The organism is Streptomyces sp. NPDC017943 (genome assembly GCF_044328425.1).
Taxonomy (GTDB): Bacteria; Actinomycetota; Actinomycetes; order Streptomycetales; family Streptomycetaceae; genus Streptomyces; species Streptomyces djakartensis_A.
Map to the genome: position 1 here is coordinate 135,800 of NZ_JBIRHH010000005.1, position 17,336 is coordinate 153,135.

The window sequence follows — 17,336 nt, forward strand, 5'->3', positions numbered from 1 at the left end:
CGTTCAGACCGTCCGCAGGAACCGGTCGAGCACGCGGACGCCGAAGTGCAGCGCCTCGACCGGCACCCGCTCGTCGACTCCGTGGAACATGGCGGCGTAGTCGTAGCCCTCCGGGAGCCTGAGCGGGGTGAAACCGTAGCCGGTGACGCCCAGGCGTGAGAACTGCTTGGCGTCCGTGCCGCCGGACATGCAGTAGGGCACGACGTGCCCCTCGGGGGCGAACTCCTCGATCGCCGCCCGCATCCGGGCGTACGTCGGGGAGTCGAGCGGCGACTCCAGGGCCACCTCGCGGTGGTGGAACTCCCAGTCCACGTCGGGACCGGTGAGGCGGTCGAGGGTGCTGCGGAACTCGTCCTCGCCACCGGCCAGGAACCGGCCGTCCACGTGGGCGACGGCCTCGCCCGGGATCACGTTGACCTTGTAACCGGCGTCCAGCATGGTCGGGTTGGCGCTGTTGCGCACGGTCGACTCGACGAGCTTCGCGGCGGGGCCGAGCTTGCGCAGCAGCGCGTCGACGTCGTCGAGGTCGCCGTCGATGCCGTAGACCGCGGCCAGTTCGGCGAGCGCCGCGCGTACGGTCGCGGTGGGGCGCAGGGGCCACTCGTACTCGCCGATGCGGGTGACGGCGGCCGCGAGCCGGGTCACCGCGTTGTCCCGGTTGGCCTTGGAGCCGTGCCCGGCGCGGCCGCGGGCGGTGAGCTTCAGCCAGGCGGTGCCGCGCTCCCCGGCGGCCACGGGGTAGATCTGCCGGCCGTTGCCGTCGTGGAAGGTGAACGCCCCGGACTCGCTGATGCCTTCCGTGCAGCCCTCGAACAGGCCGGGGTGTTGCTGCACGAGGAATCCCGCGCCGTCCTCGGCGCTGGCCTCCTCGTCGGCGGTGAAGGCGACGACGATGTCCCGGCGGGGCCGTACGCCCTGGCGGGCCCAGGCGCGCACGACGGACAGGATCATCGCGTCCATGTTCTTCATGTCGACGGCGCCGCGCCCCCAGACCACGCCGTCGCGGACCTCGCCCGAGAACGGGTGCACGCTCCAGTCGGCGGCCGCGGCGGGCACGACGTCGAGATGGCCGTGCAGCAGCAGCGCGTCGGCCCCCGGGTCGGTGCCCTCGATGCGGGCGACGACGTTCGTCCGGCCCTCGGTGCGCTCCAGCAGCGTCGGTTCGATGCCGGCCTCGGCCAGGCGTGCGGCGGCGTACTCGGCAGCGGGCCGCTCCCGGCAGTCCCCGCCGCCCCGGTTGGTGGTGTCGATGCGGATGAGGTCGGACGTGTACGTCACGACCTCGTCCAGTGCCTGCGCGTCCACCTGCTCAGCCATACTGCTCCTCCACCGCGGCCGCGACGATCGTGGTGACCGCCTTGAAGGTGCGGATCCCCTCGTACATGGTCCCGCTCGTGTACGCCACCTTGCGCTCCGCGATCCGGTCGACCCCCGGCACGACCGTGGCCGCCATCGCCAGGTGCTCGGCGTCGAACTCGACGGCGATCGTGAACGGGCCGCCGCGGACCGGTTCGTGACGGACCGCCAGCGCGGCGGCCTCCTTCGCCGCGGCCCGGATGTCCGCCGCGGTGCGGGCGGGGGTGCGGCACACGGCCGCGTACCGCGACACGTGGTCCTTGACCGCGACCTTCAGCGCCTCCGGCGCGTACCCCAGCGCGTCCTCGCACGCCACGTCGTCGCCGGTGACCAGCACCACCGGCACCCCGAACTCGGCGACGACGTGCGCGTTGAGCAGGCCCTCGCTCGCCCGGACGTCGTCGAGCCACACGCCCGTGATGGAGTTGGCGAGGTAGGTGTGCGCCAGGACGCCCTCCATGCCGGCGCCCGCGTGGTAGCCGACGAAGGCGACGCCGTCGACGTCGCCGTGCTGCACGCCCTCCACCATGGACAGCGCCTTGTGCCGGCCGGTGAGCATCCGGGCCCGCTCGTCCAGCTGCTCCAGCAGCAGGTTGCGCATCGTCGAGTGCGCCTCGTTGATGATCACCTCGTCGGCGCCGCCGTCGTGGAAGCCGAGCACGGCGGCGTTGACGTCCGAGGTGAACAGCGCACGGCAGCGCTCCCACTGGGAGGCGCCGGGCATCACGTCGTCCGGCCAGGTGACGCCGGTGGAGCCTTCCATGTCGGCGCTGATGAGGATTCTCATGACGAGCCGTCCCGGGTGGAGATCTTCATGGTTCGTCACGTTACGCGCTGCGGGCGCACCCGGCTACGACGCCGCCCCACCCGGAGACGGTACGCCCCCGCGGCAGGCCGCCGCGAGGGGATCCCCTGCGTCAGTCCTCGTGGCCGAGCTGGAGGTCGCGCTCGGTGCGTCCGCCTCCGGCCACCTGCAGGACGGTGGCGACCGGGGGGTAGCCGGCGGCGATGACGGTGTACTCGCCGGAGGACAGGTCGACGAAGCGGAAGGTGCCGTCGGGGCCGGTGGTGAGGGTGTCGACGACGTTGCCCGCCACGTCGAGCAGGGTGACGCGGGCGTCCTCCACGGGCCGTCCGCCACCGGCCCGGACGGTGCCGCGCAGAACGGCACCGCCGGCCAGTTCGATGTCCCGGCGGGTCTCACGGGCCGCCTGGACCGTGACGGGCAGCGCCGCGGGGCGGAAGGCGGGGGCGCTGGCGGCGAGGGTGTACTCGCCGGCCACCAGCTCGGTGATGACGTAGCCGCCCTCCCGGCCGGTGCGGGTGGTGGCCACGACCTCGCCGTGCACGTTGGTGAGCGTGACGGTGGCCTCCCGCACGGGCGTGCCGTCGGCGGTGACCACGCTGCCGACGAGGTTGCCGGCGCCGCCGAGGACGATGTCGAGTTCGACGGGCCGCTCGCCCACGGTCACGGAGACGGCCTGCGGCTGGTGGCCGCCGGCCGCGGCGATCAGCACGTAGGAGCCGGGGCCGGGAGTGGCCAGCGCGTACCTGCCGTCGTCGCCGCTCGCGCCGCGTCCGGTCTGCTGCCCGGTGACGTCGATGAGGGTGAGCGCCGCGCGGGGCACGACGGTCCCGTCGGGGTGCTGCACACAGCCGCAGACGGGGACGCCGCCGGCGTACGCGGCGCGCGCCGGCGGGACCGGGGCCATCCCCGGTGCCGTGCCCGGGTCGGTCAGCGAGGCGTTGTGGGACACCAGGGGTTTCTCCTTGAGGAAGAAGGCGATGACCAGTCCGAGGACCAGCACCGGCACCAGGTAGAGGAAGATCCGCGGCATGGCGTCGGCGTAGGCCCGGATGTAGCCGTCGCGCAGGTCCGGGGGCAGGGCGTGCACCAGCTGCGGCGTGATGGCCTCGGGGTCGGGCAGGCCGCCGCCGGCGGGGAGGCGCTCGGCCAGGGCGTCGGTGAGCCGGTCGGCGAACAGGGTGCCGAAGACGGCGGCCCCGACACTGCCGCCGATCTGCCGGAAGTAGTTGTTGGCGCTGGTGGCGGTGCCGAGGTCGCCCGGGCGCACCGAGTTCTGCACGGCGAGGACGAGCACCGGCATCACCAGGCCGATGCCGGCGCCGAGGACGGCCATCCAGATGCTGTAGTGCAGCCGGGGCGTGCCGACCTCCAGCCGGGACAGCAGCCACATGCCGGCGACGGAGAGCACGCCGCCGAGGACGGGGTAGGCCTTGTAGCGGCCGGTGTGGCTGATGAGCTGGCCCGAGACGATGGAGGCGCCGACGATGCCGGCCATCATGGGCAGCATGAGCAGGCCCGACTCGGTGGCGGAGGCGCCGTCGACCATCTGCAGGTAGGTCGGCAGGTAGCTGGCCGCGCCGAACAGCCCGACGCCGACCACCAAGCCCACCAGGCCGGTGACGTTGAAGACGGAGTCCCTGAACAGCCGCAGGGGCATGAGGGGTTCGACGGCGAACCGCTCGACGACCAGGAAGAGCACGGTCGCCGCCCCCGCTCCCGCGGCCAGGCCGAGGATCACCCGCGAACCCCAGGCGTGTTCGGTCCCGCCCCAGCTGGTCAGCAGCACCAGACAGGTGGAGGCGGCGGTCAGCAGCAGCGCGCCGAGGACGTCGAACCGGGCCCGGGCGGCGGGCTTCGGCAGCTTCAGCGCGACCGCGACGACGGCGAACGTGACGATGCCGAAAGGGACGTTGACGTAGAAGCACCAGCGCCAGGAGAGGTGGTCGGTGAAGTAGCCGCCGAGGAGCGGGCCGGCCACCGAGGCGAGGCCGAAGGAGGCGCCGATCAGCCCCATGTAGCGCCCGCGCTCGCGGGGCGGCACGATGTCGGCGATGATCGCCTGGACCCCGATCATGAGCCCGCCCGCGCCCACGCCCTGGAGGGCGCGGAAGGCGATCAGCTGGTCCATGGTCTGCGCGCGGCCCGCCAGGGCGGAGCCGGCGACGAAGACGACGATGGCGAACTGGAAGACGCCCTTGCGGCCGAGCAGGTCCCCGAGCTTGCCGTAGATCGGCAGCCCGACCGTGGCGGTGAGCAGGTAGGCGGTGATCGCCCAGGACATGCGGTCCAGGCCGTGCAGTTCGCCGACGATCTTCGGCAGCGCCGTGGCGACGATCATCTGCTCCAGGGCGGCCAGGAGCAGGGCCAGCATGAGCGCGAAGAAGACCAGCCTGACCCGCTGCGGGGCCGGTCCGCGCTCCGGATCCGGCGGCGGCGCGGGGGTGGCGGGAGGCGCCACCGCCGGTTCGTCCTGCGCCAGAGTGATCCCGCCCACTCACCGCTCCCCTCGTCGCGTGCCGCACAATTCCCGCGTAAAAGCGACAACTACGAGCAAGCGCGACGAGTTACGGCACAGGAGCGAACCGCACGGAGATCACTCGAACCGGTGAGGACCTCAACAGGCCCTCCCGGCTGGACTCTTGGCGGCCTACTTCTCGACCTCGGCGGCGAGCCGGGTGAGCATCGCGTCGTAGATGCGGCCGAGCCCCTTCGGGGCGAACGTCTTCTCGAAGAAGCCGCCGATGCCGCCGGCGCCGGTCCAGGTGGTGGTCACGACGACCCGGGACTTCCCCTCCCCGGCCGGGGTGACGCGCCAGGTGGTGACCATGGAGGAGTTGCGGTCCTTCTCGACCAGCTCGCCGTCGGTGGGCTCGGTGACCTCCAGCAGGCAGTCGCGCACCCGCTTGCTGGTGGCCTGGAGCTTCCAGTGGACCAGCGTGCCCTCGCCGTCCCCGCCCTCGCGCACCTCGTACTCGCTGAACTGCTCGGGCAGCAGCTTCGCGCGCGTGCCGCTGTAGTCGGCGAGGGCGTCGAACACCGTCTCCGCGTCCGCCGCGACGATCCGCTCCGTAGTGGCCTCGACCTGCGCCATCGCTTTCCTCCAGGACCTGGTTGCTCGGGGGGTCGGGGCAAGCCAACCACCCCGCCGCGCGGCCCCCCAAATCGGGGTGGCGCAACACGGTCGCACCCGTTCGGAAAGCACCCTCGCACGATCAAGGGAACATGTGTTCTATTGTGTGGGCAGTGCTACCGAGGAGGCGTCATGCGCTGGGAGAACCTCACCGTGGACCCCGAACACGGCCGGGCCGACGCCGCGCTGTTCGGCGCGGACACGGTGACGACCCGGACCTTCGACACGCCGGAGTTCGCGGGGATCACCTTCCACGAGGTCCGGGCCCGGTCGATCATCAACCGGGTGCCCGCGGTCTCGCGGATGTCGTTCCAGTGGACGGTCAACCCCTACCGGGGGTGCTCGCACGCGTGCGTGTACTGCTTCGCGCGCAAGACGCACAGCTATCTCGACCTCGACACGGGGCTGGGCTTCGACAGCCAGATCGTCGTCAAGACCAACGCGCCCGAGCTGCTGCGGCGGCAGCTCGCCTCGCCCCGCTGGCACGGCGAGCACATCGCGATGGGCACCAACGTCGACTGCTACCAGCGCGCCGAGGGCCGCTACCGGCTGATGCCGGGCATCATCGCCGCCCTGCGCGACCACGCCAACCCGTTCTCCATCCTGACCAAGGGCACGCTGATCCTGCGCGACCTGGACCTGATCCGGCAGGCGGCCGAGGTGACCGACGTCGGCATCTCGGTCTCGGTCGGCTTCACCGACCAGGAGCTGTGGCGCACCGTGGAGCCGGGCACCCCCGCACCGCAGCGGCGCCTGGAGGTCGTCCGCGCCTTCGGGGAGCTCGGCATCGGCTGCGGCGTGCTGATGGCACCGGTCATCCCCTTCCTGAGCGACGGGCCGGACCAACTGCGGGCCACGGTGCGGGAGATAGCGGCCTGCGGCGCCACGTCCGTGACCCCGCTGGTGCTGCACCTGCGGCCCGGCGCCCGGGAGTGGTTCATCGCCTGGCTGGCCCGCCACCACCCGTATCTGGTCGCGCGCTACGAGCGGCTGTACGCCGAGGGCTCCTACGCGCCGAAGTGGTACCAGCGCCGGATCACCCGTCAGGTGCACGAGCTGGCCGAGGAGTACGGCATCGGGCCCACGCGCCCGGCGGCACCGCGGCGGATCCGGCCGCCCGAACCGGCGGAGGAACCGCCGGTGTCCGGCCCCACCCAACTTTCGCTCCTTTAGGAGCATTCGAGCGCAACCGGCGATCCAATCGGGTCATGAGTTTTACGGAATGAGTTCTTCCAGGACCGGATTCCGGGACGATGCGGCGAGGACGGTGACCCCCGCGGTCCGACATCCCGCCGTCCTGGGAGGACTCCATGAGAAAACGCGCAGCCGCGCTGTGCGGCGCCGCCGTCGTCATGGCCGGGACCTTCACGGCCGTTCCCGCCGAGGCGAGCGCAACCAGCACCGCCCCCACCACCGTGCAGACCGCGCAGCTCTCCTGGAAGAGCTGCGCCACCGACGACCACCCGACGCTCCAGTGCGCGTCCCTGAAGGTGCCCCTGGACCACCGCAGGCCGCGGGGGAAGCAGATCACCCTCGCCCTGTCCCGCGTCCCGCACACCGCCCGCACCTACCAGGGCCCCCTGCTGGTCAACCCGGGCGGCCCCGGCGGCAGCGGCCTGACGCTCGCCGGGTTCGTCGCCTCGTCGCTGCCCGCGAAGGTCGCGGCCCAGTACGACGTCATCGGCTTCGACCCGCGCGGCGTGGGGGCCAGCAAGCCCGCGCTGGACTGCAAGCCGGGCCACTTCGACCCGGTCCGCCCGGACTCCGTCCCCGCGACGCCCGCGATCGAGAGGGCCAACCTCGACCGCGCCAAGGCCTTCGCCGCCGCCTGCGGCAAGAAGTACGGGCACCTCCTGCCGTACATCGACACCACCAGCGCCGTGCGCGACATGGACGCGATCCGGCGAGCCCTGGGCGCCAAGAAGCTCAACTACTTCGGCTACTCGTACGGCACCTACCTGGGGGCGGTGTACGCCCGGTACTTCCCCGAGCGCGTGCGGCGACTGATCCTGGACTCGGTCGTCGACCCGACCGACGTCTGGTACGAGGCCAACCTGAACCAGGACGTGGCCTTCGACGACCGCCACCGCGCCTTCCTGGCCTGGGTCGCACGCCACGACGGCGCCTACGGGCTGGGCACCGACCCCGAGAGGGTCGAGGCCAGGTGGTACGCCATGCGCGCGGCCCTGGCGAAGAAGCCCGCGCAGGGCACGGTGGGCGCCTCGGAACTGGAGGACACCTTCATCCCCGGCGGCTACTACAACGGCTACTGGCCCCTCCTGGCCGAGGCGTTCGCGGCGTACGCCGTGGACAAGAACCCGGGGCCGCTGGTCGAGGCGTACGAGAGCCTCGGCGCGGTCGACGCCTCCGGCGACAACGGGTACAGCGTCTACACCTCGGTCCAGTGCCGGGACGCCGGCTGGCCGCGCGACTGGCGGCAGTGGCGCCGGGACAACTGGGCGGTGTACGGCAAGGCGCCTTTCATGACCTGGAACAACGCCTGGTACAACGCGCCGTGCGCGTTCTGGCCGACGGAGTCGCGGCGCCCGGTGAACGTCGCCAACGGCAAGCTGCCACCGGTGCTGCTGTTCCAGGCGACCGGCGACGCGGCAACGCCGTACCAGGGTGCCGTCACGACCCACCGTCTGCTGGCCCGGTCCAGCCTGGTGGTCGAGCAGGGCGGCGGCAACCACGGCATCACGCTGAGCGGCAACGCCTGCCTGGACAAGCACCTGGCCGCCTACCTCACGGACGGCACCGTCCCGCGCGGTCACGGCGCGGCGGACGCAGTGTGCGAGGCACTGCCCGATCCGGAGCCCGCCGGGTCCGGCACTTCCGCCTCGGCACGGGGGACGTCGCCGGCCTCCTCGAAGGGCTCGGCGCTGCACGGGCTGCTCGGCTTCCGCCGCTGAGCGGCTGACGGTCCGTCGGGGACGGACGCCGCCGGCCGTGGGCCACCATGGACCCATGAAGGAGCCGACGAGCGTTTCCGTCCCCGGCGGTGGCCGCGCCCCTGCGGCCGTGCGGATACGGGAGATGACCGCGGCCGACTGCGAGGGCGTCGCCGGGATCCGCGTCCGGGGCCGGCAGCACGCCTACCGGGGCATGATGCCGCAGGCGTATCTCGACGGGCTCAGCGTCGAGGAGGACGCCGAGCGGCGCCGCGCGCACCTCTCCCGCGCCGACGGCCGGGTGGTGAACCTGGTCGCCGAGGACGCGGGCGGTGCACTCGCCGGCTGGGCGTGCCACGGGCCGTACCGGGACGGCGACACCCTCGCCGGGGACGCCGAGTTGTACGCCCTCTACGTCCACCCCAGCCGGCTGGGACGAGGCACCGGGCGGGCGCTGCTCTCGGCGTCGGTCGCGCGGTGCGCCGCCGCCGGCCACGGCCGCATGTTCCTGTGGGTGCTCGAGGAGAACCGCCGGGCCCGCCGCTTCTACGAACGGGCCGGCTTCCGCGCGGACGGCGCCGCGGAGTCCTTCGAGGTGGATGGGGTCGCGGTACCCGAGGTGCGGTACGTCCGGCCCCTGCCCCGCTGACGCGCCCGGCGACCGCCGGCGCCTCACCTCTGTCCGGGGATCCGCCCCAGGGCCCGTACCGCCGCCTCGGCCAGTGCCGGATGGGCGAGGGCCTCGTTCAGCACCGGGCGGGCCCGGTCGTCGCCCAGGGTCCCGAGACCGTCCACGCAGGCCAGGGCGACCCGGCGGTAGGGGTCGTGCGGACGCAACCGCCGCCGCAGGGTGGTGATCAGCGCCGGCACGGCCTCCGGTGCCCGCAGGTCGACCAGGAGCCGCACCGGGTGCAGGGCGTAGGCGACGCGCAGTTCGTTGGTGGCGAGGGCGGCGGCCGCGCGCGCGGTGCGGGGGTCGCCGAGCCGGGCGAGGGCGTGCGCGGCGGAGGCGCAGCGCGGCGGATCACGGTGGTTGAGCAGCAGCACCAGCGCTTCGAAGGCCCGCCGGTCCCCCGCCACGCCCAGCCGGAACGCGGCCAGTTCACGGGCCCACAGCGGCTGCCCCTGCTCGGTCAGCACCGCCGCGAGCACGTCCGGGTCGTCGGTCGCCGCGAGCCGCTCGAACGCCGGCGGGCCTCCGGACTCCTGCCGTAAGCGCTCCGTGAGTGATCGCAACTCTTCGTCCATGACTGAGAGGTTAGGCGGGCCGTGGCCCCCACGGGACGTACATCACAAACACCGGGGGCTGGCGCGCTCGTTACCCGCCGGTTAAGCTCAGACGAGCGAGTTACCCACTCGCGATCCCTCAGGGCGGTCTGGTGACGCGGCCGCCGTGAGAGCAGTCGGTTCGGTGCCTCAGGTACCGCAGTACGGCTCGGCCCCGGGACAGGGCCGGTCGGACGGCCGTCCCCCTCCGGGCGTGTGCACGCCCGCGGAAGACGGCACCGGGCGTGTGCGCTTCGCAGCCCGGCCCACACCCGCATTCCTCACGCACCCGGTGCGTCCGCGACCCGGCTTCCGCCGGTCCTCGCGCGGCGCACCCGGGAGGCGTTCCCCGTCGTCACCCTCATCCTGGAGTCCCGCGATGGCCACTCCCCTTTCCGACCCGTCCCAGTCCCCGCTGCGCACCGTCGCCGTCGTCGGTCTCGGCACGATGGGCACCGGCATCGCCGAGGTCCTCGCCAAGGCCGGCCGCGAGGTCGTCGGCATCGACATCAGCGAGGCCCAGGCCGCCACGTGCGTCGCCGCCCTGGAGGCCTCCACCGCCCGCGGCGTGGAGCGCGGCCGGCTGACCGAGCAGGACCGTGCCGAGATCCTGGCCCGGGTGCGCACCTCCTCCGACCTGCGTGCCGCGGCCGACGCCGACCTGGTCATCGAGGTGGCCCCGGAGTCGTACGAGGTCAAGCAGCAGATCTTCCGGGAGCTCGACGCGATCGTGCGTCCGGGGACGATCCTGGCGACCGGCACCAACGCGCTGTCCGTCACGCGGCTGGCGGCCGACTCCGCACGGCCCGAACGGGTGCTGGGCCTGCACTTCTTCAACCCGGCGCCGGCGATGAAGCTGGTCGAGGTCGTGTCCTCGGTGCTGACCGCCCCCGCCGCCGTCACGGCCGTCACCGACCTCGCGCTCGACCTGGGCAAGGAGCCCGTCGCGGTCGGCGACCGGCCCGGTTTCGTCGCCGACGGCCTGCTGTTCGGCTACCTCAACCAGGCCGCCGCCATGTACGAGGCGCGGTACGCCTCCCGCGAGGACATCGACGCCGCGATGCGCCTGGGCTGCGGACTGCCCATGGGCCCGCTGGCGCTGCTCGACCTGATCGGCGTCGACACCGCGCGCACGGTCCTGGAGGCCATGTACACCGCCTCCCACGACCGGCTGCACGCCCCGGCCCCCATCCTCAGGCAGCTCAGCGAGGCGGGTCTGACGGGCCGCAAGGCGGGGCGCGGCTTCTACACGTACGAGGCGCCGGGCAGCGCGGTCGTCGTGCCGGACGCGCTGACCCCCTCGGAGAACGGCACGGCGGTCGCCGGCCGGACCGTGTCCTCGGTCGGGGTGGCCGGTTCGGGCACCATGGCCTCCGGGATCGCCGAGGTCTTCGCCAAGGCCGGCTACGCGGTCGTCCTGGCCGCGCGCAGCGAGGAGAAGGCGCAGACCGCCAAGGCCCGCATCGGCAAGTCCCTGGCGCGCTCGGTCGACAAGGGCCGCATGACCGCCGAGGCCGCCGCCGAGACCCTGGACCGCATCACGGCCACCGGCAGCTACGAGGACTTCGCCGGCGTCGATCTGGCCCTGGAGGCGGTCGCCGAGGACCTGGAGGTCAAGCGGCAGCTGTTCGCCACGCTGGACAAGGTCTGCAAGCCGGGCGCGATCCTGGCCACGACGACCTCCTCCCTGCCGGTCGTCGCCTGCGCCCGGGCCACCTCGCGGCCGCAGGACGTCATCGGGATGCACTTCTTCAACCCGGCGCCGGCCATGAAGCTGGTCGAGGTGGTGCGCACCGTGCTGACCGCCGACGACGTGCACGCCACGGTCCGCGAGGTCTGCGGCCGGATCCGCAAGCACGCGGTGGACTGCGGGGACCGGGCCGGCTTCATCGTGAACGCGCTGCTGTTCCCGTACCTCAACAACGCGGTCAAGATGGTGCAGGAGCACTACGCCTCGCTCGACGACATCGACGCCGCGATGAAGCTGGGCGGCGGCTACCCGATGGGTCCGTTCGAGCTGCTGGACGTCGTCGGACTCGACGTCTCGCTCGCCATCGAGAAGGTCCTGCACCGCGAGTTCCGCGACCCGGGTCTCGCCCCGGCGCCGCTGCTGGAGCACCTGGTGGCCGCGGGCTGCCTCGGCCGGAAGACCGGCCGCGGCTTCCGCGAATATGCCAAGCGCTGAGCGTCCCGGCGGCCGGCCCCGGTCCGGGGCGGAGTGGGGCGGGCTCCTCGGCCCGGACCGGTCCGCCCCGCCCCCCGGCGGCTTCCGGCACCCAGGTCACGCGCACCGAGCTGCGCACATGCAGTACGTTCAGGGCATGCCCCAGCCCGCCAAGTCCTCACGTACCCCCGCCGCGGCCGACGCCCCGGAGAGCGCCGCCGGCTCCCGTGCCGCCGCCCAGCGGCTCAAGATGCGCCGGGAACTGGCGGCCGCCGCGATGGAGCTCTTCGCGACGAAGGGGTACGAGGCGACCACCGTCGACGAGATCGCGGCCCGGGCCGGGGTGGCCCGCCGTACGTTCTTCCGCCACTTCCGCTCCAAGGAAGAGGCGATCTTCCCCGACCACGACGACACCCTGATCCGCGCCGAGGCGGTGCTCAACGCGGCGCCCGCGCACGAGCATCCGCTCGACACCGTGTGCCGCGGGATCAAGGAGGTCATGCGGATGTACGCGGCCCGGCCGGAGATCTCGGTCGCCCGCTACAAGCTGACGCGCGAGGTGCCCACCCTGCGCGAGGCGGAGATCGCCTCGGTGGCCCGCTACGAGCGGCTGTTCACCCGCTACCTCCTCGGCCACTTCGACGAGCGCGCGCACGCCGACGACGCCAACGACGACCCGCTGCTGGCGGAGGTGGCCGCCTCGGCGGTGGTCACCGCGCACAACCACGTGCTGCGGCGCTGGCTCAGGGCCGGCGGTCAGGGCGATGTGGAGGCGCAGCTGGACCACGCGTTCGCCATCGTGCGCAGGACCTTCGGGACCGGCATCGGCGCAGGGCGCTCCGCGGACCCCCAGCCGGCCGCGGCGACGACCTCGACGCAGGGCGAGGTGCTGGTGACAGTGGCCCGCACGGACGCCCCGCTGGACGAGGTCATGCGGACCATCGAGCAGGCCCTCAAGGAGCGCTGAACAGCTCACGGCACTGTGATGACGGCCACCCTTCGGGGTGGCCGTTTTGGCATGTCAGGGGCCATTTTGCGGGCCCTGGCCGACCCTGTTCGATCGATCATCGCTCATATGTTGCGTAAAGATTTCATCTGAGATCAAGATCTGGCACTCAGTGCCTTGCGGGGTGACACGCGGTGTCATACGTTGAAGGAGTCCGGGCGACGTCCCGGCAGGCCGAACCCGCCTGCACGTCCGGACGCCTGCGTCACAGGCAACCTCCCGCGCCACCATGCGCCGCCGATCAGCACCACCGCCGAACCGACGGCACCCCTCAACCCTCAGCAGCACCGACGTAACCATCGGCGCCCCTCCCTCAGGGCGCTCACCGCCGGAGGCAACACCGTGACCGTGAAGGACATCCTGGCCGCGATCCAGTCGCCCGACTCCACGTCGGAGGACTTCGCCGCCCTCCCGCTGCCCGAGTCGTACCGCGCGATCACCGTGCACAAGGACGAGACGGAGATGTTCGCCGGGCTCGCCACGCGCGACAAGGACCCCCGCAAGTCGATCCACCTGGACGAGGTGCCGCTGCCCGAGCTCGGCCCGGGCGAGGCGCTGGTGGCCGTCATGGCCTCGTCGGTCAACTACAACTCGGTGTGGACGTCGATCTTCGAGCCGCTGTCCACCTTCGGCTTCCTGGAGCGCTACGGCCGCACCAACGAGCTGGCCAAGCGGCACGACCTGCCGTACCACATCATCGGCTCCGACCTCGCGGGCGTCGTCCTGCGCACCGGCCCGGGCGTCAACGCCTGGCGCCCCGGCGACGAGGTCGTCGCCCACTGCCTGTCCGTCGAGCTGGAGTCCAGCGACGGCCACAACGACACGATGCTCGACCCCGAGCAGCGCATCTGGGGCTTCGAGACCAACTTCGGCGGCCTCGCCGAGATCGCCCTGGTGAAGTCCAACCAGCTGATGCCCAAGCCCGACCACCTCAGCTGGGAGGAGGCCGCCGCCCCCGGTCTGGTCAACTCCACCGCCTACCGGCAGCTGGTCTCCCGCAACGGCGCCGGCATGAAGCAGGGCGACAACGTCCTCATCTGGGGCGCGAGCGGCGGACTCGGCTCCTACGCCACGCAGTTCGCCCTCGCCGGCGGCGCCAACCCGATCTGCGTCGTCTCCAGCGAGCAGAAGGCGGACATCTGCCGCTCGATGGGCGCCGAGGCGATCATCGACCGCACCGCCGAGGGCTACAAGTTCTGGAAGGACGAGAACACCCAGGACCCCAGGGAGTGGAAGCGCTTCGGCAAGCGCATCCGCGAGCTCACCGGCGGCGAGGACATCGACATCGTCTTCGAGCACCCGGGCCGGGAGACCTTCGGCGCGTCCGTGTTCGTCACCCGCAAGGGCGGCACCATCACCACCTGCGCCTCGACCTCGGGCTACATGCACGAGTACGACAACCGCTACCTGTGGATGTCGCTGAAGCGCATCATCGGCTCGCACTTCGCCAACTACCGCGAGGCCTGGGAGGCCAACCGGCTCATCGCGAAGGGCAAGATCCACCCCACGCTGTCCAAGGTGTACTCCCTGGAGGACACCGGCCAGGCCGCGTTCGACGTGCACCGCAACCTCCACCAGGGCAAGGTCGGCGTGCTCTGCATGTCCCCCGAGGAGGGCCTGGGCGTGCGCGACGAGGCCAAGCGCGCCCAGCACATCGACGCCATCAACCGCTTCCGCAACATCTGAGACACCCGGGAGCACAGATGACTGAGCGTCAGCCCGCCGACGGCAGGCGGGAGAAGGACCGGCCGTGGCTCATGCGCACGTACGCCGGTCACTCCACGGCCGAGGCGTCCAACGAGCTGTACCGGCGCAACCTCGCCAAGGGCCAGACGGGTCTGTCGGTGGCGTTCGACCTGCCGACGCAGACCGGCTACGACTCCGACCACATCCTCGCCCGCGGCGAGGTCGGACGGGTGGGCGTGCCGATCGCGCACCTCGGTGACATGCGCCGGCTGTTCCAGGACATCCCCCTGGAGCAGATGAACACCTCGATGACCATCAACGCCACGGCCATGTGGCTGCTGGCGCTCTACCAGGTCGTCGCCGAGGAGCAGGGTGCCGACATCACCAAGCTCCAGGGCACGACCCAGAACGACATCGTCAAGGAGTACCTCTCCCGCGGCACGCACGTCTTCCCGCCGGGACCGAGCCTGCGCCTGACGACGGACATGATCGCGTACACGGTCTCCCACATGCCGAAGTGGAACCCGATCAACATCTGCAGCTACCACCTGCAGGAGGCGGGCGCCACACCGGTCCAGGAGATCGCGTACGCGATGTCCACCGCCATCGCCGTGCTGGACGCGGTGCGCGACTCCGGCCAGGTGCCGCAGGACCGCATGGGCGACGTCGTCGCGCGCATCTCCTTCTTCGTGAACGCGGGCGTCCGCTTCATCGAGGAGATGTGCAAGATGCGGGCGTTCGGCCGCATCTGGGACCGCATCACCCGCGAGCGGTACGGCATCGAGAACCCCAAGCAGCGCCGCTTCCGCTACGGCGTCCAGGTCAACTCCCTGGGTCTGACCGAGGCGCAGCCGGAGAACAACGTCCAGCGGATCGTGCTGGAGATGCTGGCCGTCACCCTCTCCAAGGACGCCCGCGCGCGCGCCGTGCAGCTGCCCGCCTGGAACGAGGCCCTGGGCCTGCCCCGCCCGTGGGACCAGCAGTGGTCGCTGCGCATCCAGCAGGTCCTGGCGTACGAGAGCGACCTGCTGGAGTACGAGGACGTCTTCGAGGGCTCGAAGGTGATCGAGGCGAAGGTGGACCGGCTGGTCGAGGAGGCGTTCGCCGAGATCGACCGCATCCAGGAGATGGGCGGCGCGATGGCGGCCGTCGAGTCCGGCTACCTCAAGTCGCAGCTGGTCGCCTCGCACGCCGAGCGCCGCGGCCGGATCGAGTCCGGCCAGGAGAAGATCGTCGGCGTCAACATCTTCGAGGGCACCGAACCCAACCCCCTGACCGCCGACCTGGACACCGCCATCCAGACGGTGGACCCGGCGGTCGAGGCCCGGGTCATCGCCGGGCTGCAGCAGTGGCGGGACAGCCGCTACCAGCCGCCCTTCAACCACCCGAGGCCCTGCAAGGCCCTGGAGCGCCTGAAGGACGCCGCCCGCGGCAACGAGAACCTCATGGAGGCCACCCTGGAGTGCGCCCGCGCCGGCGCGACGACCGGCGAGTGGGCCGGGGCCCTGCGCGAGGTGTTCGGCGAGTTCCGGGCGCCCACGGGCGTCTCCTCGGCGCCGGTGGCCGTGCCGGTCGAGGAGGGCAGCTCGCTGGCCCTGGTCCGCCGCAAGGTGGAGCTGACCGCCAAGGACCTGGACGTGGGCAAGCTGCGCTTCCTGGTCGGCAAGCCGGGCCTGGACGGGCACTCCAACGGCGCCGAGCAGATCGCGGTGCGCGCGCGGGACGCCGGCTTCGAGGTGGTCTACCAGGGCATCCGGCTGACGCCGGAGCAGATCGTGGACGCGGCCCTCGCCGAGGACGTGCACGCGGTCGGCCTGTCGATCCTGTCCGGATCGCACGCCCAGCTGGTCCCGGACGTCCTCGAACGGCTGCGTGTGGCCGGTGCCACAGACATCCCCGTGATCGCCGGTGGCATCATCCCGAATGGTGACGCCGAGCAGCTCAGGGAAGCCGGAGTGGCCGCGGTCTTCACCCCGAAGGACTTCGACATCACCGGGATCATCGGCCGCATCGTCGACGAGATCCGGAAAGCGAACCAGCTCGACCCCCTGGAGGTCCCCGCATGACGACCGTCAACCGCCTTCGCCCCCGGCGTTCCTGCCTGGCGGTACCGGGCTCGAACCCGCGCTTCCTGGAGAAGGCGCAGGGCCTCCCCGCGGACCAGGTCTTCCTCGACCTGGAGGACGCGTGCGCCCCGCTGGCCAAGCCCGAGGCGCGGCACACCATCGTGAAGTTCCTCAACGAGGGCGACTGGACGGGCAAGACGCGGGTCGTCCGCGTCAACGACTGGACGACCGAGTGGACCTACCGCGACGTCGTCACGGTCGTCGAGGGCGCCGGCCCCAACCTCGACTGCATCATGCTGCCGAAGGTGCAGGACGCCCAGCAGATCGTGGCGCTGGACCTGCTGCTGACGCAGATCGAGAAGACCATGGGCTTCGAGGTCGGCCGCATCGGCATCGAGGCGCAGATCGAGAACGCCCAGGGCCTGAACAACGTCAACGAGATCGCCCAGGCCTCCCCGCGCGTGGAGACCATCATCTTCGGCCCGGCCGACTTCATGGCGTCCATCAACATGAAGTCGCTGGTCGTGGGCGAGCAGCCGCCCGGCTACCCGGCCGACGCCTACCACTACATCCTGATGAAGATCCTCATGGCCGCCCGCGCCAACAACCTCCAGGCGATCGACGGCCCCTACCTCCAGATCCGCAACGTCGAGGGCTACCGCGCGGTCGCGCAGCGCGCCGCCGCCCTCGGCTTCGACGGCAAGTGGGTGCTGCACCCGGGCCAGGTCGAGGCCTCCAACGAGATCTTCTCGCCGTCGCAGGAGGACTACGACCACGCCGAGCTGATCCTGGACGCGTACGACTACTACACGTCCGAGGCGGGCGGCAAGAAGGGCTCGGCGATGCTCGGCGACGAGATGATCGACGAGGCCAGCCGCAAGATGGCGCTGGTCATCTCCGGCAAGGGCCGCGCCGCCGGCATGCAGCGCACCAGCAAGTTCGAGATCCCGGAGGGCTGAGCGC

13 protein-coding genes are annotated in these 17,336 nt (G+C 71.8%); 8 read left to right on the plus strand and 5 right to left on the minus strand.

Annotated elements, in window-relative coordinates; translation table 11 throughout:
• Positions 1 to 3 precede the first annotated feature (3 nt).
• The 4 genes from ACH4C6_RS17635 to ACH4C6_RS17650 all read right to left on the minus strand — a co-directional run bounded on the left by ACH4C6_RS17635 (position 4) and on the right by ACH4C6_RS17650 (position 5,255).
• Positions 4 to 1,317, minus strand: coding sequence for a M20/M25/M40 family metallo-hydrolase (locus ACH4C6_RS17635; protein WP_398109477.1), 1,314 nt, complete (start codon positions 1,315 to 1,317; stop codon positions 4 to 6).
• On the minus strand, positions 1,310 to 2,143 hold the full coding sequence (locus ACH4C6_RS17640) for a M55 family metallopeptidase (RefSeq protein WP_398109478.1): 834 nt from the start codon (positions 2,141 to 2,143) through the stop codon (positions 1,310 to 1,312). Before ACH4C6_RS17640 ends, ACH4C6_RS17635 begins: the two co-directional genes overlap by 8 nt.
• A 130-nt stretch (positions 2,144 to 2,273) precedes the next feature.
• The gene (locus tag ACH4C6_RS17645; protein ID WP_398109479.1) at positions 2,274 to 4,658 is read right to left on the minus strand and encodes an MFS transporter; all 2,385 of its coding nucleotides are present in this window, start codon (positions 4,656 to 4,658) and stop codon (positions 2,274 to 2,276) included.
• A gap of 153 nt (positions 4,659 to 4,811) precedes the next feature.
• On the minus strand, positions 4,812 to 5,255 hold the full coding sequence (locus tag ACH4C6_RS17650; RefSeq protein WP_398109480.1) for an SRPBCC family protein: 444 nt from the start codon (positions 5,253 to 5,255) through the stop codon (positions 4,812 to 4,814).
• A 171-nt stretch (positions 5,256 to 5,426) separates the two neighbouring features.
• On the opposite strand from ACH4C6_RS17650, the gene ACH4C6_RS17655 reads away from it, so the two are divergent.
• The 3 genes from ACH4C6_RS17655 (at position 5,427) to ACH4C6_RS17665 (ending at position 8,834) form a co-directional block, all read left to right on the plus strand.
• Positions 5,427 to 6,467: an Rv2578c family radical SAM protein gene (locus ACH4C6_RS17655; protein WP_398109481.1), complete on the plus strand. Its 1,041-nt coding sequence runs from the start codon at positions 5,427 to 5,429 to the stop codon at positions 6,465 to 6,467.
• Between the two features lie 137 nt (positions 6,468 to 6,604).
• Positions 6,605 to 8,206 carry an alpha/beta hydrolase gene (locus ACH4C6_RS17660; RefSeq protein WP_398109482.1) on the plus strand — a complete coding sequence of 534 codons (1,602 nt, stop codon included), beginning with the start codon at positions 6,605 to 6,607 and terminating at the stop codon, positions 8,204 to 8,206.
• 55 nt (positions 8,207 to 8,261) lie between these two features.
• On the plus strand, positions 8,262 to 8,834 hold the full coding sequence (locus ACH4C6_RS17665) for a GNAT family N-acetyltransferase (RefSeq protein WP_398109483.1): 573 nt from the start codon (positions 8,262 to 8,264) through the stop codon (positions 8,832 to 8,834).
• Positions 8,835 to 8,857: 23 nt separating this feature from the next.
• Here the strand turns inward: ACH4C6_RS17665 and ACH4C6_RS17670 are convergent, their stop codons facing one another.
• Positions 8,858 to 9,433: an adenylosuccinate lyase gene (locus ACH4C6_RS17670; RefSeq protein ID WP_398109484.1), complete on the minus strand. Its 576-nt coding sequence runs from the start codon at positions 9,431 to 9,433 to the stop codon at positions 8,858 to 8,860.
• Positions 9,434 to 9,830: 397 nt separating this feature from the next.
• On the opposite strand from ACH4C6_RS17670, the gene ACH4C6_RS17675 reads away from it, so the two are divergent.
• The 5 genes from ACH4C6_RS17675 (at position 9,831) to ACH4C6_RS17695 (ending at position 17,332) form a co-directional block, all read left to right on the plus strand.
• Complete coding sequence (locus ACH4C6_RS17675) at positions 9,831 to 11,636, plus strand: 3-hydroxyacyl-CoA dehydrogenase family protein (protein WP_398109485.1); 1,806 nt, start codon at positions 9,831 to 9,833, stop codon at positions 11,634 to 11,636.
• Between the two features lie 118 nt (positions 11,637 to 11,754).
• The gene (locus ACH4C6_RS17680; RefSeq protein ID WP_398109486.1) at positions 11,755 to 12,582 is read left to right on the plus strand and encodes a TetR family transcriptional regulator; all 828 of its coding nucleotides are present in this window, start codon (positions 11,755 to 11,757) and stop codon (positions 12,580 to 12,582) included.
• 381 nt (positions 12,583 to 12,963) lie between these two features.
• Positions 12,964 to 14,307: a crotonyl-CoA carboxylase/reductase gene (ccrA, locus tag ACH4C6_RS17685; protein ID WP_398109487.1), complete on the plus strand. Its 1,344-nt coding sequence runs from the start codon at positions 12,964 to 12,966 to the stop codon at positions 14,305 to 14,307.
• A 17-nt stretch (positions 14,308 to 14,324) separates the two neighbouring features.
• On the plus strand, positions 14,325 to 16,373 hold the full coding sequence (locus tag ACH4C6_RS17690) for a protein meaA (RefSeq protein ID WP_398109488.1): 2,049 nt from the start codon (positions 14,325 to 14,327) through the stop codon (positions 16,371 to 16,373).
• Positions 16,370 to 17,332: an HpcH/HpaI aldolase/citrate lyase family protein gene (locus ACH4C6_RS17695; protein WP_398109489.1), complete on the plus strand. Its 963-nt coding sequence runs from the start codon at positions 16,370 to 16,372 to the stop codon at positions 17,330 to 17,332. Before ACH4C6_RS17690 ends, ACH4C6_RS17695 begins: the two co-directional genes overlap by 4 nt.
• The last annotated feature ends 4 nt before the right edge of the window (positions 17,333 to 17,336 follow it).